20 protein-coding genes and 1 other RNA gene are annotated in these 19,502 nt (G+C 64.9%); 9 read left to right on the forward strand and 12 right to left on the reverse strand.

Going from position 1 to position 19,502, the window contains the following annotated elements:
- Positions 1-72: 72 nt before the first annotated feature.
- The 3 genes from glnA to QFZ46_RS18890 all read left to right on the forward strand — a co-directional run bounded on the left by glnA (position 73) and on the right by QFZ46_RS18890 (position 2,960).
- Complete coding sequence (gene glnA / locus QFZ46_RS18880; protein ID WP_307364000.1) at positions 73-1,497, forward strand: type I glutamate--ammonia ligase; 1,425 nt, start codon at positions 73-75, stop codon at positions 1,495-1,497.
- A 230-nt stretch (positions 1,498-1,727) separates the two neighbouring features.
- Complete coding sequence (locus tag QFZ46_RS18885; RefSeq protein WP_307364002.1) at positions 1,728-2,609, forward strand: CPBP family intramembrane glutamic endopeptidase; 882 nt, start codon at positions 1,728-1,730, stop codon at positions 2,607-2,609.
- Between the two features lie 39 nt (positions 2,610-2,648).
- Complete coding sequence (locus QFZ46_RS18890) at positions 2,649-2,960, forward strand: DUF7882 family protein (protein ID WP_307364005.1); 312 nt, start codon at positions 2,649-2,651, stop codon at positions 2,958-2,960.
- 10 nt (positions 2,961-2,970) lie between these two features.
- On the opposite strand, the gene QFZ46_RS18895 is transcribed toward QFZ46_RS18890, so the two are convergent.
- The 4 genes from QFZ46_RS18895 to QFZ46_RS18910 are packed head-to-tail and all read right to left on the reverse strand — an operon-like array spanning position 2,971 to position 8,468.
- Complete coding sequence (locus QFZ46_RS18895) at positions 2,971-3,885, reverse strand: diacylglycerol/lipid kinase family protein (protein ID WP_307364006.1); 915 nt, start codon at positions 3,883-3,885, stop codon at positions 2,971-2,973.
- A 36-nt stretch (positions 3,886-3,921) separates the two neighbouring features.
- Positions 3,922-6,897: a bifunctional [glutamine synthetase] adenylyltransferase/[glutamine synthetase]-adenylyl-L-tyrosine phosphorylase gene (locus QFZ46_RS18900; protein WP_307364008.1), complete on the reverse strand. Its 2,976-nt coding sequence runs from the start codon at positions 6,895-6,897 to the stop codon at positions 3,922-3,924.
- 4 nt (positions 6,898-6,901) lie between these two features.
- A complete protein-coding gene (locus QFZ46_RS18905) occupies positions 6,902-8,239 on the reverse strand; it encodes a glutamine synthetase family protein (RefSeq protein ID WP_307364010.1) in 1,338 nt (445 codons plus the stop codon).
- A gap of 13 nt (positions 8,240-8,252) precedes the next feature.
- Positions 8,253-8,468 carry an SPOR domain-containing protein gene (locus QFZ46_RS18910; protein WP_307364012.1) on the reverse strand — a complete coding sequence of 72 codons (216 nt, stop codon included), beginning with the start codon at positions 8,466-8,468 and terminating at the stop codon, positions 8,253-8,255.
- Positions 8,469-8,536: 68 nt separating this feature from the next.
- Here QFZ46_RS18910 and ppgK point away from each other — a divergent pair, with 68 nt between their 5' ends.
- Positions 8,537-9,295 carry a polyphosphate--glucose phosphotransferase gene (gene ppgK, locus QFZ46_RS18915; protein WP_307364014.1) on the forward strand — a complete coding sequence of 253 codons (759 nt, stop codon included), beginning with the start codon at positions 8,537-8,539 and terminating at the stop codon, positions 9,293-9,295.
- Between the two features lie 92 nt (positions 9,296-9,387).
- Positions 9,388-9,870 carry a hypothetical protein gene (locus QFZ46_RS18920; protein ID WP_307364017.1) on the forward strand — a complete coding sequence of 161 codons (483 nt, stop codon included), beginning with the start codon at positions 9,388-9,390 and terminating at the stop codon, positions 9,868-9,870.
- Between the two features lie 340 nt (positions 9,871-10,210).
- On the opposite strand, the gene QFZ46_RS18925 is transcribed toward QFZ46_RS18920, so the two are convergent.
- Both QFZ46_RS18925 and QFZ46_RS18930 read right to left on the reverse strand, forming a co-directional pair.
- The gene (locus QFZ46_RS18925) at positions 10,211-10,402 is read right to left on the reverse strand and encodes a hypothetical protein (protein WP_307364019.1); all 192 of its coding nucleotides are present in this window, start codon (positions 10,400-10,402) and stop codon (positions 10,211-10,213) included.
- Between the two features lie 11 nt (positions 10,403-10,413).
- A complete protein-coding gene (locus tag QFZ46_RS18930) occupies positions 10,414-11,253 on the reverse strand; it encodes a GNAT family N-acetyltransferase (RefSeq protein WP_307364021.1) in 840 nt (279 codons plus the stop codon).
- A 257-nt stretch (positions 11,254-11,510) separates the two neighbouring features.
- Here QFZ46_RS18930 and QFZ46_RS18935 point away from each other — a divergent pair, with 257 nt between their 5' ends.
- Entirely contained in the window at positions 11,511-11,900 is a 390-nt protein-coding gene (locus QFZ46_RS18935; protein ID WP_307364023.1) for a hypothetical protein, read from the forward strand.
- Here QFZ46_RS18935 and QFZ46_RS18940 read toward each other — a convergent pair.
- From QFZ46_RS18940 to QFZ46_RS18960, 5 genes are all read right to left on the reverse strand, one after another.
- Positions 11,897-12,430 (reverse strand): hypothetical protein, encoded by a 534-nt coding sequence (locus QFZ46_RS18940; RefSeq protein ID WP_307364025.1) that lies wholly within the window; start codon positions 12,428-12,430, stop codon positions 11,897-11,899. The genes QFZ46_RS18935 and QFZ46_RS18940 overlap by 4 nt on opposite strands.
- Before the next feature lie 371 nt (positions 12,431-12,801).
- Positions 12,802-13,169, reverse strand: an RNA gene (gene rnpB / locus QFZ46_RS18945) — RNase P RNA component class A.
- Between the two features lie 14 nt (positions 13,170-13,183).
- Positions 13,184-14,878 carry a bifunctional 3'-5' exonuclease/DNA polymerase gene (locus QFZ46_RS18950; protein ID WP_307364026.1) on the reverse strand — a complete coding sequence of 565 codons (1,695 nt, stop codon included), beginning with the start codon at positions 14,876-14,878 and terminating at the stop codon, positions 13,184-13,186.
- Positions 14,875-15,606, reverse strand: a complete 732-nt coding sequence (locus QFZ46_RS18955) for a zinc ribbon domain-containing protein (RefSeq protein WP_307364028.1) — start codon at positions 15,604-15,606, stop codon at positions 14,875-14,877. The genes QFZ46_RS18950 and QFZ46_RS18955 overlap by 4 nt, the downstream gene beginning before the upstream one ends.
- 120 nt (positions 15,607-15,726) lie before the next feature.
- Positions 15,727-16,101 carry a YchJ family protein gene (locus QFZ46_RS18960; protein ID WP_307364030.1) on the reverse strand — a complete coding sequence of 125 codons (375 nt, stop codon included), beginning with the start codon at positions 16,099-16,101 and terminating at the stop codon, positions 15,727-15,729.
- Between the two features lie 50 nt (positions 16,102-16,151).
- Between QFZ46_RS18960 and QFZ46_RS18965 the strand changes: the two genes are divergently transcribed.
- Positions 16,152-16,991: an aldo/keto reductase gene (locus QFZ46_RS18965; protein ID WP_307364032.1), complete on the forward strand. Its 840-nt coding sequence runs from the start codon at positions 16,152-16,154 to the stop codon at positions 16,989-16,991.
- Between the two features lie 26 nt (positions 16,992-17,017).
- Here the strand turns inward: QFZ46_RS18965 and QFZ46_RS18970 are convergent, their stop codons facing one another.
- Complete coding sequence (locus tag QFZ46_RS18970; RefSeq protein WP_307364034.1) at positions 17,018-17,809, reverse strand: SDR family NAD(P)-dependent oxidoreductase; 792 nt, start codon at positions 17,807-17,809, stop codon at positions 17,018-17,020.
- Between the two features lie 80 nt (positions 17,810-17,889).
- Here QFZ46_RS18970 and QFZ46_RS18975 point away from each other — a divergent pair, with 80 nt between their 5' ends.
- On the forward strand, positions 17,890-18,390 hold the full coding sequence (locus QFZ46_RS18975) for a MarR family winged helix-turn-helix transcriptional regulator (RefSeq protein WP_307364036.1): 501 nt from the start codon (positions 17,890-17,892) through the stop codon (positions 18,388-18,390).
- A 67-nt stretch (positions 18,391-18,457) separates the two neighbouring features.
- A complete protein-coding gene (locus tag QFZ46_RS18980; protein ID WP_307364038.1) occupies positions 18,458-19,486 on the forward strand; it encodes an NADPH:quinone reductase in 1,029 nt (342 codons plus the stop codon).
- The last annotated feature ends 16 nt before the right edge of the window (positions 19,487-19,502 follow it).

The raw sequence follows: 19,502 nt of genomic DNA on the forward strand, positions 1-19,502 counted from the left end.
GGCGGAGTAACCCCTCGGCCATAACCTGCTTGCAGCCTTCAAGGCCCCGATCCGCATCATCTGGAGTGATAAATGTTCACCGATTCGTCCGAGGTTCTGAGCTATATCAAGGAGAACGACGTCAAGTTCCTTGACATCCGTTTCACTGATCTGCCCGGTGTCCAGCAGCACTTCAACATCCCCGCGTCGACCGTCGATGAGGCGTTCTTCACCGATGGCCAGCTGTTCGACGGCTCATCCATCCGCGGCTTCGCCAGCATCCACGAGTCCGACATGCAGCTCATCCCGGATGTCACGACCGCATACGTGGACCCGTTCCGCGAGGCGAGCACTCTCGTCATGCTCTTCGACATCTACAACCCGCGCACCGGCGAGATCTACTCGAAGGACCCGCGTCAGGTCGCCAAGAAGGCAGAGAAGTACCTCGCTTCGACCGGCATCGCCGACACCGCGTTCTTCGCCCCCGAGGCCGAGTTCTACATCTTCGACGACGTTCGTTACTCGGTCACCTCGAACTCGAGCTTCTACAGCGTCGATTCCGAGGAAGGCGCTTGGAACACCGGCCGCGACGAAGAGGGCGGCAACCTCGGAAACAAGACCCCTTACAAGGGCGGTTACTTCCCGGTCAGCCCGGTCGACAAGACGGCAGACCTTCGCGACGACATCACCCTCAAGCTCATCGAGGCTGGTTTCATCCTGGAGCGCTCGCACCACGAGGTCGGCACCGGTGGCCAACAGGAGATCAACTACCGCTTCGACACGATGGTGCACGCGGCCGACGACATCCTCAAGTTCAAGTACATCGTCAAGAACACCGCAGAGCAGTGGGGCAAGTCGGCGACCTTCATGCCGAAGCCGCTCTACGGCGACAACGGCTCCGGCATGCACACGCACCAGTCCCTGTGGAGCGACGGCAAGCCGCTGTTCTACGACGAGGCAGGCTACGGCCAGCTCAGCGACATCGCCCGTTGGTACATCGGCGGCATCCTGGCGCACGCACCCGCCATTCTCGCCTTCACGAACCCGACCCTGAACAGCTACCACCGCCTTGTCAAGGGCTTCGAGGCTCCCGTCAACCTGGTCTACTCGGCCGGTAACCGATCCGCCGCGATCCGTATCCCGATCACCGGATCCAACCCGAAGGCGAAGCGCATCGAGTTCCGCGCTCCGGATGCTTCGGGCAACCCGTACCTTGCGTTCGCTGCCCAGCTGATGGCGGGCCTCGACGGTATCAAGAACCGCATCGAGCCGCACGAGCCGGTCGACAAGGACCTCTACGAGCTCCCGCCCGAGGAGGCCAAGAACATCCCGCAGGTGCCGAACTCCCTCCTGGACTCGCTCGACGCTCTCCGCGACGATCACCAGTTCCTGCTCGAGGGCGGCGTCTTCACGCCTGAGCTCATCGAGACCTGGATCTCCTACAAGATCGAGAACGAGATCCTGCCGATGGCGCAGCGTCCGCACCCGTTCGAGTTCGAGCTGTACTACGGGGTGTAAAACCCCGGGCTCGAGTTTTCCGGCCAGACCGGACCTGTAGCCGTCACTACCCATGCCGGCGATTCCTTCCTCCGACCCAGACTCTTCTCTCGGTCGGAGGAAGGAATCGCCGTTTCTACGCCGACCGTCAACGACGAGTGAATTCAGCCCCCGGTATCGGGCGTTGACATACACCGTGGCAGGGGGCCAAGCTTCGAACAGTGAGGTGGTCTCACCAGGGCGGAGCCATCATGGCCAGTGTCGAAGGAACGAACCGACTGTCGCGCTCCCGCTCCGGTCCACTGACCCGACATCCGTTGATCTCCTTCTTCGTGATCGCGTTCGTGCTGGCGTGGCTCATCGAGGTGCCACTCGCGCTCTCGGCGAACGGCATCCTGCCCAAGCTTCCGCTGCTGGCCTTCGCGATCGCGATCCCGGTCGCCACGTTCGCCCCGACAGCGGCGGCCTTCATCGTCACCGGTCTGACCGAGGGCAAGGTCGGCGTGGTGCGCCTGCTGCGACGGTACGTCCAGTGGCGCGTGGGGCTCCAGTGGTATCTCTTCATCCTCATCGGTATTCCGATCATCGTGCTGTTGGGCGCGATCGTCGTGCCGGGGGCGGCCGCCTCTTTCGACCCCGTGGTCGCTCCGCTGCTGGCCGCCTATCCTCTGGCGTTCCTCGCGACGTTCTTCCTCGGCGGACCGCTCGGTGAAGAACCCGGCTGGCGCGGCTTCGCCCTGCCCCGCCTGCAGAGCGGAACGGGTCCTCTGCGGGGAAGCCTGATATTGGGCGTGCTCTGGGCCCTGTGGCACTTTCCGCTCTTCTGGAGCGGCGTGTGGACACCACCCACCATTCCCAACATGGTCATGTTCATCGTCATGATCACGGCCCTCACGATCATCATGACCTGGGTGTTCAACCACGCGCGAGGCAGTCTGCTCATCACGATGCTGATGCACGCATCGTTCAACACATTCGCCAACAAGATCGCCGCACCGCTCTTCCCCGCTCCGATACTGAACGAGTACGGATTGCTGCCCGTGACGATCGGCTTCACGGTCACGGCTCTCGTGCTCATCGTCGTCACTCGCGGCCGCCTGGGTTATGGCTCGAGCGCCATCCCCTTGGTCTGACCGTTCGAGCGCGCGCACCGTGTCGGGTTAAGGTGCAGTATGGGCAGACTCAAGTACGACCACACCGCTGAGGCGATAGGCATCGAAGACGAGACACTCGCGCATCTGAAGGTCGTCGTGGCGACGAAGCTCCGTCGCCAGGAGAGCTTCATGATGACCTGGCTGCCTGTCGACGGCGGCTCCAACGGGCGGATGAGCGCCTGGATCCACCCCGCGGTCCCGCTCGTGTTCATGTTCGACGATGCAGAGGTCCCTCCGATCAACGCGAAACGGTTGGAGGAGATGATGCACGCGACCAACGCCACCGGTGAGCTGCTGCTCGAGAGTCTCACCCGCGTCGAGATTCAGTGACCGCCGTCGCTCAGCGCACCAGCAGAGCGCCGGCCTGCACACGGACCTCGAACGATGACACCTCGCCGAGTTCCTCGCCGTCGACTTCGAAAGCCAGCGGCTGCTCCAGCTCCACGCTGATGCGCTCAGCGGTCAGGTGACGGGTGGATTCGGTGCTCACCGCCGTCTCGTCACGTGTCAGCAGGCGACGGATGCCGTTGTCCCAGACCACGGAGCGTACGGTGTCGAGCCACTGCAGCGCGCCGTCGGCGCTCACCAGTAGCAGGTCGAGCAGTCCGTCGTCGAGTTTCGCGTCCGGCAGCAGCCGTACACCGCCCTGCACCATGCCGCAGTTTCCGATCAGCAGAGTGTGACCACGCACCTCCTGCGGGTCTCCCCCGTCCAGAGCAAGCCTGATGCCGGTCATCTCCGTGCCGGCCATGGCACGGCCCATCGCCTCGACATAGGCGAGCCAGCCGGCGCGATCCTTCAGATCATCGTCCGTCTCCACCAGCATCTGCGCGTCGATGCCGAACCCGACCATGACCGTGAAGGCCCGCTCCTCACCGTTCATGCTCACCCAACCGAGGTCGATCGTCCGAGTCTCACTGGTGCCGATCCGCCTCAGCGCAGCGGGGATGTCGTCCAATGGCACCTCGAGGTTGCGGGCGAGCAGATTGCCTGTGCCCTGAGGCACGATCCCGAGCGCGACGTCGGTCCCGGCCAGCGCCTCGGCCACCGCACGCACCGTGCCGTCTCCTCCGACAGCGATCACGGTCCCGCATCCGGCCGCGAGGGCATCCTTCGCCATGCCGAGCCCCGGATCGTCCTCGCTCGTCTCCCACCACTGCACATCCCCGTCCAGCGTCTCGGCGACCGCCGAGCGCAATACGTCCTCGTCGATCTTCGACGGGTTCCAGATGATGCCGATCTTCGTCGCTGTCATGTGCTCAGCCTGAGCCAGCGACGGCGATCGCGCAACTCAGCCGTAGAAGAGGTGCTCGAACGTCCGTCGTGCACGCCGGGTTACGCCGAGGTAGTCCTCTTCGACGGCGCTGGCCGAGCCGTCGGGGTATCCGAGCAAGTGGCCCAGCGCGTCGAGCTCACGCCGATCCGCCGGAAGTATGTCCGCCGTGTGCCCTGTGCGCAGCGTGATCGCCGAACGCAGCCTGCTGGCCAGCAGCCAGGCCTCTCTCAGCTTGTCCGCGTCGTCGGCGGACATGAGTTCAGCATCCACCGCCGCCTGCAATGCGGCAAGCGTCGATGTGGTCCGCAGCGACGGCACCGCATGGGCGTGCTGCAACTGGATCAGCTGGATCAGCCACTCGACGTCGCTGAGCGAACCAGGGCCCAACTTGAGGTGGCGGTGCGGATCCGCCCCCTGTGGAAGCCGCTCGCCCTCCACCCTGGCCTTGATGCGCTTGATCTCGCGCAGCCCCTGCTCGTCGACCTGCTCCGGGTACCGGATGCTGTCGGCAAGCTCCATGAACTTCGCAAGCAGCCGCGAACTGCCGGCGACACCGCGGGCTCGCAGCAGTGCCTGCGCCTCCCACGACACCGACCATCGCCGGTAGTACTCCGTGTAGGCGGCGATGGATCGCACCACTGGTCCCTGGCGGCCCTCAGGGCGCAGATCCGCGTCAAGGTCGAGGGGCACGCGATGATCGGTCAGATGCTCGCGAAGGCCGGCGACCAGCTGCGTCGAGAGCGTCTGCGCACGCTGCGGATCGATCCCGTTGGCGTCGTATACGTACAGGATGTCGGCGTCCGAGCCGAAACCGAGTTCGGCACCACCGAACCGCCCCATGCCGATCACCGCGAACTCGAGGGCGTCGTCCTCCGGCGGCACCACCTCTCGCCGCACTGCGCGCAGCCCGGCCTGGATGGTCGCGTCGGTGATCGCGGAGAGCGCCGTTGCGATCTCTTCGATGCTCAGCACATCGAGCACAGCGCCCATCGCCGTGCGGAGCAACTCCCGCCGCCGCAGCGCACGAACGGCCTTCAGTGCAGGCGCGACGGACTTGTGCCGGGTCTGGATCGCCCGTGCTTCCTCATACAGCTGCGACGCGGCCCGTGGGCGAAGCCGGTCGAGGCTGTCCAGCCACGCCACCGACTCCGGAATCCACTCCATGAGCTCGCCGATGTAGCGCGACGCCGAGAGCAGGCGCGTGAGGCTCTCTGCTGCACCGGATGAATCGCGCAGCATCCGGAGGAACCACGAGGTATCCCCCAATCGTTCACTGATCCTTCGGAAGGCGAGCAGTGCGTAGTCAGGGTCGCTGCCGTCGGCGAACCAGCGCACCATGATCGGCATGAGGTGGCGCTGGATGGTGACCTTGCGGCTGATCCCAGAGGTGAGTGCGCCGATGTGCCGCAGTGCGCCGGCCGCATCTCGGAAGCCGATGGCTGCGAGACGGTCATGTGCCTGCGCCGTGGACAGCGTGCGCTCCTCCTCCGGCAGCGCGGCGACGGCGCTCAGCAGCGGACGATAGAACAGTCGGGTATGGATGTCGCGCACCTCGCGGCGGATGCTCTCCCAGAGCGCCCAGATGCCTTCGCCGGTGTCGGCTAGTCCGGTGGCTCTGGCCAGAATCCGCAGTCCGTCGGGTGTCCGGGGCATGAGATGCGTGCGCGATAGCTCGCGCAGCTGCTGTCGGTGCTCCAACAGTCGTAGCGTGCGGTAGTCGGAGGCGAACGTCCCGGCGTCTTCGCGCCCGATGTAGCCGCCTGCGACGAGAGCATCCAGGCTCTCCAGAGTTCCTCTCGTACGAAGGCTCGGATCGGTGAGGCCGTGCACGAGCTGCAGCAGCTGCACGGTGAACTCGATATCTCGCAATCCACCGACGCCGAGCTTGATCTGATGGGTGGCGTCTTCGGGCCCGATATGCTCCGTGACGCGTTCGCGCATCCGCTGCACGCTGTCCACGAAGTTCTCGCGTGCGGCGCTCGACCAGATCTTCGGCTGCACCGCCTCGATGTACGCCGCACCGAGCGCCGGGTCCCCTGCGAGCGGACGCGCCTTGAGGAGCGCCTGGAACTCCCAACTCTTCGCCCACCTGTCGTAATAGGCCAGATGAGAGCCGAGAGAGCGCACCAGCGCGCCTTGCTTGCCCTCGGGACGAAGATTCGCGTCGACCTCCCACAGCGGCGGCTCGACCTCGATGCCTTCCAGCCCGCGCATCGTCTCGATGGCGAGCTTGGTCGCGATGTCGATGGAGCGGCCCTCCTCGAGCCGCTCCTCGTCGGCGGTGCCACCCACGAAGATCACGTCGACGTCGCTCACGTAATTGAGCTCGCGGGCACCGGCCTTGCCCATCCCGATGATCGCCAGTTTCGTGAGAGCGACCTCGTCGCGTGGGCGGGTGCGTGCGACTCGAGTGCGCGCCACAGCGAGGGATGCCTCCAGGGCTGCGCCGGCAACGTCTGCGAGGGCAGCCGATACCGCAGCGATCCGCAAGGCGGGTTCAGGGGCAGAGAGATCGACGGCGGCGATCTCTGCGAGCGAGCGACGATAGGCGACCCGCAGCGAGACCAATGCGGAATCGTCGGCGGTGTCGGCGAACCCATCCTTCGCGCCGACAGCATCGAGCAGGCGCTCGCTCAGCGTCGTCGCGCTCGGCACCAGCGGCCCGACCTCACCGAGCACCGAGAGCTGATCGGGATGCCGTAGGAAGAAATCGGCCAGGCCGGTCGACGCACCGAAAACCCGCCAACAGATGCCGCGCGCAGTCTCATCGCGCAGCACTCTCGCCAGCGCGACCGGGTCACGCCGCGCCACTCGGAGCATCCCCTCGGCGGCACCGTCAGGATCCGCCGAGACGGCACCGTCGACGATCGTCGCGCGATCGATCCCCACCAGCGTCGAGAGCTCTTCGAGCGCCTCAGCCGCCGCGCTCAGGTCGGTGAAACCGACTCGAGCCAGCGAAGACAGCGAGAACGTCGGATCCGATCGGGCCATCGGGTCAGAGAAGCTCGAGGTTGCTCTTCAGCTCGAACGGGGTCACCTGACCGCGGTAGGCCTCCCACTCCTTGCGCTTGTTGAGCAGCACGTAGTTGAACACCTGCTCGCCGAGCGTCTCGGCGACGAGCTCAGATGACTCCATGTACTCCAGCGCGTGATCGAGGCTGGCGGGCAGTGAGGAGTAGCCGAGCGCACGGCGCTCCGCATCGCTCAAAGACCAGACGTTGTTCTCGGCCTCGGGCGGCAGCTCGTACTCCTCCTCGATTCCCTTGAGTCCGGCTGCGAGCAGAAGGGCATAGGCGAGGTAGGGGTTGGCGGCCGAGTCGAGGCCGCGATACTCGACGCGCGAGGACTGGCTCTTGTGCGGCTTGTACATCGGCACGCGGATGAGAGCGGAGCGGTTGGTGTGGCCCCAGGTGACGAAGCTGGGCGCCTCGTCGCCGCCCCACAGCCGCTTGTACGAGTTCACGAACTGGTTCGTGACGGCGGCGATCTCGTTGGCATGCTTGAGCAGACCGGCGATGAAGTGCCGCCCCGTCTTGGAGAGCTGGTACTGGGCGCCCTCCTCCCAGAAGGCGTTCTGGTCGCCTTCGAACAGCGACATGTGCGTGTGCATGCCGCTTCCCGGCTGGTCGCTCATCGGCTTCGGCATGAACGTCGCATAGACGCCCTGCTCGATCGCGACCTCTTTGACCACGGTGCGGAACGTCATGATGTTGTCGGCCATGGTGAGCGCGTCCGCGTACCGCAGATCGATCTCGTTCTGGCCGGGACCGCCCTCATGATGGCTGTACTCGACCGAGATGCCCAGGTCTTCCAGCATCCGCACCGAACGTCGGCGGAAATCGTGCGCCGTCCCGCCCGGCACATTGTCGAAGTAACCTGCGGAGTCCACCGGGACGGGGCCCTCCGGCCCGATCAAGGACGACTTGAGCAGGTAGAACTCGATCTCGGGGTGCGTGTAGAAGGTGAAGCCGGCATCGGCGGCCTTCGCGAGCGTGCGCTTGAGCACGTGGCGCGGGTCGGCGACGGCGGGCTGCCCGTCCGGAGTCGTGAGGTCGCAGAACATGCGGGCGGTCGGGTCGATCTCGCCCCGCCACGGCAGCGTCTGGAACGTCGTCGGGTCGGGCTGCGCGAGCAGATCCGACTCGTAGGTACGCGTCAGCCCCTCGATTGCCGAGCCGTCGAATCCGATGCCCTCCGCGAATGCGCCCTCGACCTCTGCCGGGGCGATCGCGACGGACTTCAGAGTGCCGATCACGTCGGTGAACCAGAGCCGTACGAACTTGACGCCGCGTTCTTCGATCGTGCGCAGCACGAAGTCTCGCTGCTTGTCCATTCCCATGTGTCTTCTACTTCCCGTCGGCGTCGGTCGACTTGCGCCAGTCTTCGTCGACGGCCTCCTCGGCGGCCCACGCCTCTGAGCGCTCGCGAAGAGTGTTGAGGGCGTTCGAGGCTGCTTCCTCGGTGTCGAAGGGGCCGACCCTGTCGACAGCAGGCGACGCGTAGCCGAACTCCACCTGGTTGGTGGTGGTGTTGTACCAGTACTTGTTCTCGCCGTCAGACATGGCAGCTCCCTTCGTAAGCTTCTGTCACGATCCTACTGTCGTCGCGGGCGCTCGCTAGGCTATTACGCATGGCACAAGCGATCGGCGTCGACATCGGCGGCACAGGCATCAAAGCAGGCATTGTCAACCTCAAGAAGGGTGCGCTCGATTCGGATCGCGTCCGGGTGGACACCCCCAAGGGGGCGTCGCCTGAAGACGTCCTCAAGGCTGTCAACGAGGTGCTCGACACGCTCGAAGTCCGGGACTCTGATCTCCCCCTCGGCGTGGCCTTCCCCGCGATCGTGAAGAACGGCAAGACGCTTTCTGCTGCGAACGTGTCCGACAAGTGGATCGGCTTCGAGGCCGAGAAGTTCTTCGAGGACGGTCTGGGTCGTCACATCACGTTCGTGAACGATGCGGATGCCGCCGGCGTCGCCGAGGTGCGACACGGTGCCGCGCGTGACGTCTCCGGCCTGACGATCCTGGCTACCCTCGGCACGGGCATCGGCTCGGCGTTCCTGTACGATGGCGTGCTGCTGCCGAACACGGAGCTGGGGCACCTTCTGTACAACGGCACGACGGTCGGGGACGCCTCCATCGAGAAGTGGACGGCGTACTCCGCGATGGAGCGCGAGAAGCTCTCCTGGGAGGAGTGGTCGGCTCGCCTCCAGGTGTTCTTCTCGCACGTCGAGTTCCTGTTCAGCCCCGACCTCTTCGTCGTCGGCGGCGGTGTCTCCAAGCACCCTGAGAAGTTCATCCCGCTGCTCGAGCTGAACACGCCGATCATTCCGGCAATCCACCGCAACTCGTCCGGAATCATCGGCGCCGCGTCTCTCGCAGCCGACTGATCACGACCCTCTGACAAGCGAAGGGCTCGGCGACCACTACGGTCTCCGAGCCCTTCGCCGTGGTGGTATGGGCTGGGGACTATAGTCTTCTCATGAAGCCCGACGAGCTTTGGCTGGCGCAAGACGGCAACTTCGCCCAGGTACGCGTCAAAGGCCCTGTGGCGCGGTTCGCGAGTTACGTCGGCGGTGTGATCGAACTGCTCATCGGCCCCGCGTTGATGATCACCCTCGCAGTCGTCGGGGCGTTCGAGTTGCCCACGCTGATCGGCGGGGTGGCGATCATCATCGTCGTGGGCGGGCTCGGACTGGCAACGATCGTCTCCACCGCCCGCATGCAGCGACGTGTGCGCCGCCTCGAGATGCACGGTCGTCCCGCGACGGCCGAGGTGCAGGATCCGAGATCTGTGAGTCTCGGAGAAGAGACGGGTGTCGAAGTCACCCTGCGCATCAGCGGACCTGGCGTTCCTGCGTTCGAGGCGACGCACCGAGGGAGTGACAGTGCCATCGAGCGATTGGGACGGTCGTTCCCCGTCATCGTCGATCCGTCCGATGGCGCCTACATGATCGTGCGCTGAAAGGGGCTGGCCCTTACCTGGACTGTGGGCCCACTTGACGACCGGACTGGGGAAGCCCTTGACCCGCACTCTGCATGGGCGGTCTAAGAGAAGACCTGGTCAAGTCTGATTAAACGAATGGGTCGGCCTGTACGCCGGGTTCTGAGCGTGCCCTCATCGTCCCTAAACGGCGAAAGTGGTACTTGATTGTTTACCCTGTTCAGGCACAAGTTTAGAAGTTGACGATGAATGTAGCCGATTGAGAACAATCGGGACTTTCGCGGACTTTTTGCGGACTGAAACCGTCACGCATGGGAGTGATTTAGGGCTGATCCTTCGTCGTGACGATGGAGCTCTCCACTCACGCGCGGACGTCCGCCTCCGCGTAGATGATGACCTTCCCGAACTCGCCTGTCGGCTTGCGGTATCGCGGGCCACTGCCCTTCTTCCGCAGCTCTTGCAGATTCGCAATGGTCAACCCCGGGACCAAGTCGCAGACTTGTTCTGGCGAAAGATAGCGGTGCTCGATGCCGGGTTTTGAAGGTCCGCTCACGATTGCCGATCCTAGACGGGCGGGGATTTCGGCGGCCAGTTTTCCTCGATCCAGGCTGCCGCTGCTTCAGGCTCGAGGGCTGATACCTGGAGCATCATGGCGGAGTGCGAGGGGATCTTCGCACGCGCGCCGCTGTCATCGTTGAGGGCTTTGATCAGGGACTGCGCTGCTCGTCTCCCATTCGCAATCGCGTCGTCTGTGGCCTCATAGAACGATGCTGCGATGATGCGCATGCTCGCATCGGGAAAGCGGAAAGCGATCGTGGTGTTGCCGTGGATTTGCATCGGGGGCTGATGCATCAGTGGAGTATGAGTCGCAACCGCATTGTCCGGCGCTTCAGCAGGCAGTATGCGGCGATTCAGGACAGACGGCGGCTCGATCCACGCGACGCCGAAATGTTCGGGGAGCACTGTCCACCCCATGCGCTCGTACCAGCGCCGCAGCTCGGGTCGAATGTGTGCGAGCGCGATCGAGAAATCTGCTGGTCCCAGCGCTTCGTGTAGATGGTCTAGCAGCGAGGTGGCGATCCCCAACCCTCGAGCCGTCGGAATGACCGCCACCTGCGGTATGACGGCGACCGGGCTGTCAGGGCTCATTAGATCGTCACCATCGACGAACGGCGCGTATGGCTGCGCGCAGGCATATCCGACTACCTTGCCATCGCTTTCAGCGACAAAGAACGGAGCGCGAGCGTTGCCCTGTGCCTGCTCCATCGCGCGAAACAGCGTCCGGGTGGCGTCGACGGGCCTCCGCGGCAGCGCCCAAGGGAACTCGGCGCGCTGAATGCGAACGACCACAGTGGAATCTTTCTCGGCGGGGCGTCGGATTATGGTCGAGTCGCCAGTCTGCATGCCAAGACAGTAGCGCGGTATCGGCGGCTCGGAAGAGCCATGATCTGTGCTGATCCAATTCCCCCACATCGTGTATTTACACACGGAGAGAAGCGCCAGGACCGCGCGGGAGGTGGGCAGTGGTCGGGCATGTCTGGATTTTCTGACGATCTGGGATCAGGCTCGAATCGGGCTGAACGGTGCGAGGTTCGCCTCTGCGTGCCTCTTTGTGTGCGAGCGTGCTCCGGACGGTCGCACGTGCGCGCTATTGTCAGCGCATGAGCAACCAGCCGCTGCCTCGATACGTCACGTCCGCACTCATCGAAGTGGAAGGCGGGTCGATCACGGTCACTTGGGGGCTCGGCGAAGTCATCCCCGGCGAGATCGAGTACTTCGGATATGGGATCGACTACTACGGCGTCGATGGCAACGGTGGCAAGCGATACGGCGTCCGGTTCCACGAGCAGGCAACGGCGCACGTGTTCGAATGGTCGAGCGCTACTCAGGCGAACTACACCAGCGCCAGCATCACGCACACCGATGAGCGGATCGTGGTCTTCTACCCTGATGCGAGCATCGGCCTCGAGGATGTCGGGACGATCCAGGCCTTCAGCCACGTCAACGGTGCGGACATCCAGACCGGAATCCCCGTCACGCTGATGCGCTAACTGGTGGGACGGGGCGTGAGTCGCAGCAGCTGTGATGCGTAGTGCGACCAAAACGACTGGGTGTGCTCAGTCGTCCCGAGATCTTGCCACACGATGACGTCGTCCTGCAGTTGTGCTGCCGCAGAGAGAAGGCCTCCAAGGCGCGGGCCGATCTTGTTCTCGACGCGGTCCCGCTGCATGTCGCCCGAAACCACGTATTGGACCGACTCCTCCTGCAGAGCGAAGGACTGGTCTGCGAAGAAACGCACGACGCGATCGTCCCGGCGTTGGGCGGACATGCCGGCCATAGCCGCAAGCGCTTCGATGTGGTGCAGGTTCGCGGCCGTCGCCGTGACCGAGGTCCATGTTGGATCGGTCAAGGGTGCGGTTCGAGCCTGGATAAGCCGGGTGAGCGCCTTTGCGCACTCTGCTCTCGATGCCAGATCTCGGTGCCGCTGGTCGCGCGTCCATCCCCAGCGAGCGATCACGACCGACACGACGACCGTGCTGGCGGCGATGATGAGGCTGGCGATGGTTAACGCTTCGGTCACGAGTGCGATCGTATCGGCAGGATGCGGCTCTGGGACAAGATGAGGGGTCCCAGTGTGTGACTCTGGGACCCCTCTGCGCTGAGAGCCTCGCGGAGCGAGTAACCGGTCCCCTCAGCGCTGGTGTGGTGCCAACCGTGGTTCACGGCCGCACCAGTCTGTTAGCGGGCGATCGAGACGAGTCCCGCAGACATTCGGGCGTTCGCGTCGGCGAGGAACGCTGCATGCTGCGCTTTGGCCTGCGCTGGGCAGACTCTGATGACCGCACGAGGGATGCCGTGGACTCGGTTCTGGGCGTTTCGCGCGATTCTGCGGACTCTCTGCGGACTAAGAAACCCATCTAACCAAGGAATCCCCGATCAGATGGGTTAATGCGAATGGGCCGGCCTGTACGCCGGGTTCTGTTCCGGGGCCTCTCTCAAGGGATCCCTTCGACGGCCATCTCTCTCGGCGACACGTTGCCGTGCCGCTCCAGCGGTCTACCCGAGGACTCGGCGAGCCGCGTCAACATCCTCTGTCTGACCTTGCTCCGGACGAGGTTTACCTGGCGGGTCATGTCACCATGACCCCCGGTGGTCTCTTACACCACCCTTTCACCCTTACCGGGGCATGCCCCGGCGGTCTACTCTCTGTGGCACTTTCTCGCGGATTGCTCCGGGTGGGTGTTACCCACCATCCTGCCCTGTGGAGCCCGGACGTTCCTCGGTGCGGTCTCCCGCAACGCGGCCGTCCAGCCGACCCATTCGCCCCCTCAGTCTACTTCTCCGCGGTCTGCACGATTCGCAGATCAAGAGGCACATCGATCGGAAAGGCGCCGAACAGTCGTCGGGTCGCGACGGCAGCGGCTTCCCGAACCGCGTCCGCTGCCGCATCCGCCGACTCGGCCGGGACGTGCAGGATCACTTCGTCGTGGAGGAAGAACGCAAGATGCGCATTGCGGGCGAAAGGACCGGATGGCGTGGCCGGCATCGCCGCCTCCGGAAGGTTCCGCAATCGATGACGGATCTCTGCGAGCCAGATGAGCGCCCACTCGGCAGCAGTCCCCTGCACCACGAAGTTGCGGGTGAAGCGGCCGCGCTCCCGCGCGCTCTGCCGGGCGCGCTTCACCTCGATCGGATCAGCGTCGGCGCCGCTCGCATCGCTCTGATGCGCCTGCCACGCGGTATCGGGGCGAGGTGACGAACGGCCGAGGTTCGTCGATACGACCCCGCCATCCTCCCCGGTGCGCGCAGCCTCGTCGACGAGGCGCATTGCCCGCGGATACACCTTACGGAGCCGTGGAACCAGGCGCCCGCTGTCACCTGTCGTGGCTCCGTACATCGCGCCGAGCACGGCGTACTTCGCCTCCTCACGGGTGGAGACGGCCCCGGATGCGACGACACCGGCGTAGAGGTCGCGGCCACGCGCCGCCTCTGCCATCGCCTTGTCTCCGGCCATCGCCGCCAGCATGCGTGGCTCGAGCTGAGCGACGTCCGCGACGATGAGCATCCACCCTGGGTCGGCCTGCACCGCGGGGCGGAGGATCCGTGGGATCTGCAGCGCTCCCCCGCCTGAGGATGCCCAGCGGCCCGTGACGACGCCTCCCGGAATGTACACGGGGCGGAAGCGGCCGTCGTGAACCCAGTCCGCCAGCCACGCCCAGCCATTCGCACTGAGCAGGCGCGAGAGCTTCTTGTAGGCGAGCAGCGGCTCGATCACCGGATGAGCGACCTCGCTCAACTCCCACTGACTCGTCGATTCGACGTTCACCCCGACGCGGTGCAGCGCGCGCAGCAGCTTCACGTGACTGTCGAGGTGAAGCTGTTCATCCCCCAGATGGAAACGCACTTTCTCGCCGAGCTCAGTCATGCGCGCGGGCAGGCCACCTCCCGCCGGTCGCGGACCGAGGATGTCGACGAGGATGCTGTCGTGCGCAACCGCGTTCCAAGGCACGCCGGCCGCACGCATCTCCTCGGCGATCAATCCTCCGGCGGATTCTGCCGCGCACAGCAACGACAGTCGCCCGGTCTTGTCGGAGGCGATGACGCGGCACTGCTCCTGATACTGCTCGAGGAGGTCTTCGGCCGAGTCACCCGTGGGTCGCTCGAGCAGGTCGAACAACGCGGGCGCTCCGGCATCCGGCTCTCGCGGAAGCCAGTCCGCCGATGGTGCGAGCGGGCGAGCGACACGATCCGTGTCGCGGAGGATCGCATGGCACAGCAGAAGATCATGCGCTCTGGTCAGCAGCACCCCAGCAGACAGCAGCCGCGGATAGACCTCTCTCGCGCTGCGGATGACCCAACGCGGTGATCTCTTCTGCTCGACATCGCGCACCCAATCGGTGACCTCGGCGCCGGCCAGTGCGACTCGGCTCTGTTCTTCGCCATCGGCGTCGATCTCGACGGCGAAGAAGTCACCGCTACCGGCGGAGGCCAGCAGGATTCTCGCGTCCGAAGCGGACGCGGGCTTCACAGGCCGGATTCGTCGGTGCGCACCAGGATGGCGCCGCACTCAGGGCAGGTCAGCACAGCGTCTGGCGCGGCCCGGCGGACCTCGTTGAGGTGGGTTCCGGAAAGCATCATGCGGCAACCCTCGCAGGTGCCGCCGCGCAGCAGACCGACGCCGATTCCGCGTGACGCGCGGCGCTCATAATCGGCGAGCAGTTCGGCCGGAATGCCCGCGGAGATCGCGGCCCGATCGCGGGTCAGGTGCTCGCCCTCGGTCGTGGCCGCCGCCACAGCGGCCTTCGCCTGCGTGGTGAGTTCGGTGCCCTCGGCGGTGGTCACATCGATGAGAGCCTGTTGCGCTGCGACTGCGGCCTCGGCCTCTTCCACTCGCGACATGACCTCGAGTTCCATGTCTTCCAAGTCGCTGACCCGCCTGGCAAGACTGGCGAGCTCGTGCTCGAAGGCCTGGGCATCCTTCGAGTTGGTGCTGGCGGCCAGCCGTTCCGTGTCGCGCGTTCGCCGCTGCTCGACGAGCTTCACGTCTGATTCCAGACGTGCGAGTTCCGTGCGGGCATCGTCGCGGGCACCGGTCAGAGTGGTCAATTCGCGCAGCTGCTCCTGTCGCTCTTTGGAGAGCTCATTGATGCGCGGACCCTGCACCGGCGTGGTGCGCGCACGCTCGGCCTGCTGGATGCGGCGATCCAGTTCGGCGACGTCGAGAAGGAGGCGCTGTTGCTCGGGGCTGGCATTCACATCTCCAACCTACCCGCAGCGAGCGAGGCCGCGACACGAGTGTCCCGTGCCGAGCGAGCAAGGGTTGCAGGCGCACAGCGCCGATCACTCGCGGTCTTGGACGACCGACGAGCGGATCGATCAGCCGGGCACGCCATCGAGATAGGTCCAGACCTTGTCTTCGCGGACGAAACGACTTCGTTCCTTCAGAGATGTCTGTACGCGGTTCTCGCGGTAGAACGCCTCGAATGTCACGAAACCGGTGGTGTCGAACGGTCCGCCCGCCTCGGTACCGAGGATGTCGAGTCGCGTCCAGCGGACATCGGGGTCGAGATCGACGTCGTTCGGTCTGGTCGACGGATGCCATGACCGCAGAAGATACGCGGCATCTCCGACCGCGAAAGCGGTGAACCGCGATCGCATGAGCCGCTCGGCAGTCGGCGCCGCCGCCGCTCCCGTCAGCAGAGGACCGCAGCACGACTCGTATGTGTCGCCGGATAGACAGGGACAGCGCATGAGTCCATTGTGCCGCGTACGCTGAATTCGAGACCACGAAGGAGACCACGATGACTGCTCTGCCCACTCGCACCGCTCACAACGGCTTCACTCTTCCCGCGATCGGATTGGGAACCTATCGCCTCAACGGCGCGGAAGGAGCGGCAGCGATCGCAGCCGGCATCGACTCCGGCTATCGTCTGATCGACTCGGCGTTCAACTACGAGAACGAGGGCACTGTGGGACGCGGAGTGGCGGATGCCGCGACGGATCGCAGCGAGGTCATCGTCACCACGAAGCTACCCGGTCGACACCACCCGATCGAGAAGGCGCGTACGAGCATCGAGGAGAGCAGGTTCCGACTGGGACTCGATGCCACCGACCTGCACCTCATCCACTGGCCGAACCCGATTCAGGACGAGTACGTCCAGGCGTGGACTGCGCTCGTCGACGCACAGCAGCGCGGCGTGGTGCGTCAGATCGGCGTGTCGAACTTTCTCCCTGAGCACCTCGAACGCCTCGAACATGAGACCGGCGTGCGCCCTGTGGTGAACCAGATCGAGTTGCACCCGTACTTCCCGCAAGAGGAGCAGCTCGCCTACCACCGCGAGCACGGCATCATCACGGAAGCATGGAGCCCCATCGGGCGGGCGAAAGCGCTGCTGGAGGAGCCGGTGATCGTCGAGGTCGCGGCGGCTCACGAGATCTCGCCCGCGCAGGCCGTTCTCGCCTGGCATGTCGCACGGGAGAGCGTCGCCATCCCGAAGGCGTCCTCCCTGGAGCACCAGCGCGCCAACCTCGCCGCAGCATCCGTCGTTCTCGGGGACGACGAGGTCGCGGCGATCACTGCGCTGGGCCGGGCCGACGGCCGTCTCTTCGATGCCGACCCGAGGACGCACGAGGAGTCCTGACCCGCAACCCGCCGGTCCACCCAAGATCAGATCATCGTCGTCAGCACGCCCCCATCAGCACGCATCGCCGCCCCGTTGGTCGCCGACGAGAGTGGGCTCGCCAGGTACAGCGCCAAGTTGGCGACCTCTTCGGGGTCGATGAACCGCTCCAGCAGAGATGTGGTGTTTGCAGCGATGATGGCTGCTTTTAGCGCGTCCGTCGACGTGTCTTGGGCCCGCGAGATCGTGCGTACGGTTTCAGCGACGCCATCCGAGTACGTCGGACCGCCGACGATCGTGTTCACCGTCACTTCGGTGCCCCGAGTGAGCTTGGCGAGGCCGTTGCTGAGTGCGAGCATCGCCGCTTTCGTCACGCCGTAGTGCACCATGTCTGCAGGGATGTTCACGCCGGATTCGCTGCCGATGAAGATGATGCGCCCCCATCCCTTTTCGAGCATGCTCGGCATTGCCGCGCGTGACAGTCGCACACCGCTCATGACGTTGATGTCGAAGTACCGCTGCCAGTCGTCGTCGCCGATGTCGCCGAACGGTGCGAGTTCGAAGAGTCCGACGTTGTTGACCAGGATGTCGACGTCTCCGAGCTCTTCGATCAGCTGCGCGACCTGTTGTGGGTCTTCGAAGTCGGCGACGATTCCCGAGACAGGCGCGTCGAGATCTCCCGCCTTCAATTCGCGTACAGCGTGGTCGACCCTGCCATGGCTCCGCCCGTTGATGACGACGGATGCTCCTTCAGAGAGGAGTCCCCTCGCGATCGCGTATCCGATCCCCTGCGTCGACCCGCTCACGAACGCTCTTCTGCCGTCCAGTTTCAATTCCATTTCACTCCTTTTACTTGCTCAGTCAAGTCATTTTGCATCATTTGACTTGACCGGGCAAGTCAATCGCGTACTCTGATCTCATGTCCGATCCTTCTGATCCTGCGGTTCTCGACAGCGGTGAGCTGGAGACGTGGGCCTCTCTGGCAACGCTCCTGGAGTGGCTGCCCGCCGCACTCGACGCACAGCTGCTCAGCGACTCGCAGGTGACACATTTCGAGTACGGAATCCTCTACGCCCTCGCCAGCGCACCGGAGAGAACGCTCCGGATGAGCGTGCTCGCCGGCTACGCGAACAGTTCACTGTCCCGGCTGTCCCGCGCGGCCGCGCGCCTGGAGAAACGCGGATGGATGCACCGGACTCCCGATCCCGCCGACGGTCGTTTCACGCTCGCGATCATCACGGATGCCGGGCTGGCGAAGGTCGACCAGGCAAGCCCCGGCCATGTGAGCACCGTCAGACGACTGGTGATCGATCCGCTGACGACGTCGCAGATGAAGCAGTTGAAGGAGATCAGTCGGCGAATCCTCGGTGCCGTCCGGGAAGAAGAGGGCTGGCGACCCGGCACAGCAGCGAGTCGCTGAAGACTCACCCCGTCACATCGATGCCCGGACGAGGAATACCCGCAGGCGACTGCGCCTTGCATCCGGCATGAGAGCAATCGTGTACACAGACAAGGGCGGCTCAGACACGCTCACGTTGATCGAGCGTGAAGCGGGGCAGCCTGGTCCCGGTGAGGTGCGCGTCCGCATCCACGCATCGGGAGTGAATCCCACCGATTGGAAGGCTCGTGCCTCGTCTGAGGCACCGATGCCCTTCGATCAGGTCGTCCCGAACCAGGACGGCGCTGGTGTCGTGGATGCCGTCGGTGACGGGGTCGCTGACCTCCGCGTGGGAGATCGTGTGTGGGTGTACCTCGCGGCTCACCAGCGCCCTACCGGAACCGCTCAGGATGTGACGATCATTCCGGCCCTGCGCGCCGTGAGACTTCCGGAAGGGGTCGGTTTCGATGTGGCTGCAAGCCTTGGCGTACCCGCGATGACTGCACATCGCGCGCTGACAGTGCACGAGCACGGTCCGTCGCGGCTCGCTCCTGGCGCTCTCTCCGATCGGACCGTCCTCGTTCAGGGCGGAGCCGGCGCGGTGGGTCACGCGGCGATCCAACTCGCGGTCTGGGCCGGCGCCAGAGTTCTCGCGACGGTCAGCAGCGACGAGAAGGAGAACCTCGCCCGCGCAGCAGGAGCGCACCACGTGTTCCGCTATCCCGATGATCGGCTGGCCGAACGAATCCTCGAAGTCGCCCCGTCGGGAGTCGACCACATCGTCGAGGTCTCGCCCGCGATGAACGCCGCACTGGATGTCGCAGTGGTGGCCAATCACGGCTCCATCGCGTTCTACGCGAACGACAAGGGCGACACATTCGCCGTCCCGATCATCCCCACATTCGCGAAGAACGCGCGCTGGCAGGGACTGCTGTTGTACACGGTCGGCGAGGATGCTCTCGCCACAGCGGTCGCGGACATCACGGCTGCGCTGGAGGATGACGCGCTTCCGGTCGGAAAGGCGGACGGGCTTCCCCTCACGTGGTTTCCCCTAGAGGAGACGGCCGCCGCGCACGACGCGGTGCAACAGGGCACGATCGGAAAGGTTCTCATCCGCGTCGTGGACGACGGGGACTGAGATCCCGCGCGAGTCG

Origin of the sequence: Microbacterium murale, assembly GCF_030815955.1 — a bacterium.
In the GTDB taxonomy this organism is placed as follows: Bacteria; Actinomycetota; Actinomycetes; order Actinomycetales; family Microbacteriaceae; genus Microbacterium; species Microbacterium murale_A.

Bases quoted from the DNA above. Each gene is read 5' to 3' on its own strand.
- glnA (WP_307364000.1), top strand. From the start codon at position 73: ATGTTCACCGATTCGTCCGAGGTTCTGAGCTATATCAAGGAGAACGAC.
- QFZ46_RS18885 (WP_307364002.1), top strand. From the start codon at position 1,728: ATGGCCAGTGTCGAAGGAACGAACCGACTGTCGCGCTCCCGCTCCGGT.
- QFZ46_RS18890 (WP_307364005.1), top strand. From the start codon at position 2,649: ATGGGCAGACTCAAGTACGACCACACCGCTGAGGCGATAGGCATCGAA.
- QFZ46_RS18895 (WP_307364006.1), bottom strand. From the start codon at position 3,885: ATGACAGCGACGAAGATCGGCATCATCTGGAACCCGTCGAAGATCGAC.
- QFZ46_RS18900 (WP_307364008.1), bottom strand. From the start codon at position 6,897: ATGGCCCGATCGGATCCGACGTTCTCGCTGTCTTCGCTGGCTCGAGTC.
- QFZ46_RS18905 (WP_307364010.1), bottom strand. From the start codon at position 8,239: ATGGACAAGCAGCGAGACTTCGTGCTGCGCACGATCGAAGAACGCGGC.
- QFZ46_RS18910 (WP_307364012.1), bottom strand. From the start codon at position 8,468: ATGTCTGACGGCGAGAACAAGTACTGGTACAACACCACCACCAACCAG.
- ppgK (WP_307364014.1), top strand. From the start codon at position 8,537: ATGGCACAAGCGATCGGCGTCGACATCGGCGGCACAGGCATCAAAGCA.
- QFZ46_RS18920 (WP_307364017.1), top strand. From the start codon at position 9,388: ATGAAGCCCGACGAGCTTTGGCTGGCGCAAGACGGCAACTTCGCCCAG.
- QFZ46_RS18930 (WP_307364021.1), bottom strand. From the start codon at position 11,253: ATGCAGACTGGCGACTCGACCATAATCCGACGCCCCGCCGAGAAAGAT.
- QFZ46_RS18935 (WP_307364023.1), top strand. From the start codon at position 11,511: ATGAGCAACCAGCCGCTGCCTCGATACGTCACGTCCGCACTCATCGAA.
- QFZ46_RS18960 (WP_307364030.1), bottom strand. From the start codon at position 16,101: ATGCGCTGTCCCTGTCTATCCGGCGACACATACGAGTCGTGCTGCGGT.
- QFZ46_RS18965 (WP_307364032.1), top strand. From the start codon at position 16,152: ATGACTGCTCTGCCCACTCGCACCGCTCACAACGGCTTCACTCTTCCC.
- QFZ46_RS18970 (WP_307364034.1), bottom strand. From the start codon at position 17,809: ATGGAATTGAAACTGGACGGCAGAAGAGCGTTCGTGAGCGGGTCGACG.
- QFZ46_RS18975 (WP_307364036.1), top strand. From the start codon at position 17,890: ATGTCCGATCCTTCTGATCCTGCGGTTCTCGACAGCGGTGAGCTGGAG.
- QFZ46_RS18980 (WP_307364038.1), top strand. From the start codon at position 18,458: ATGAGAGCAATCGTGTACACAGACAAGGGCGGCTCAGACACGCTCACG.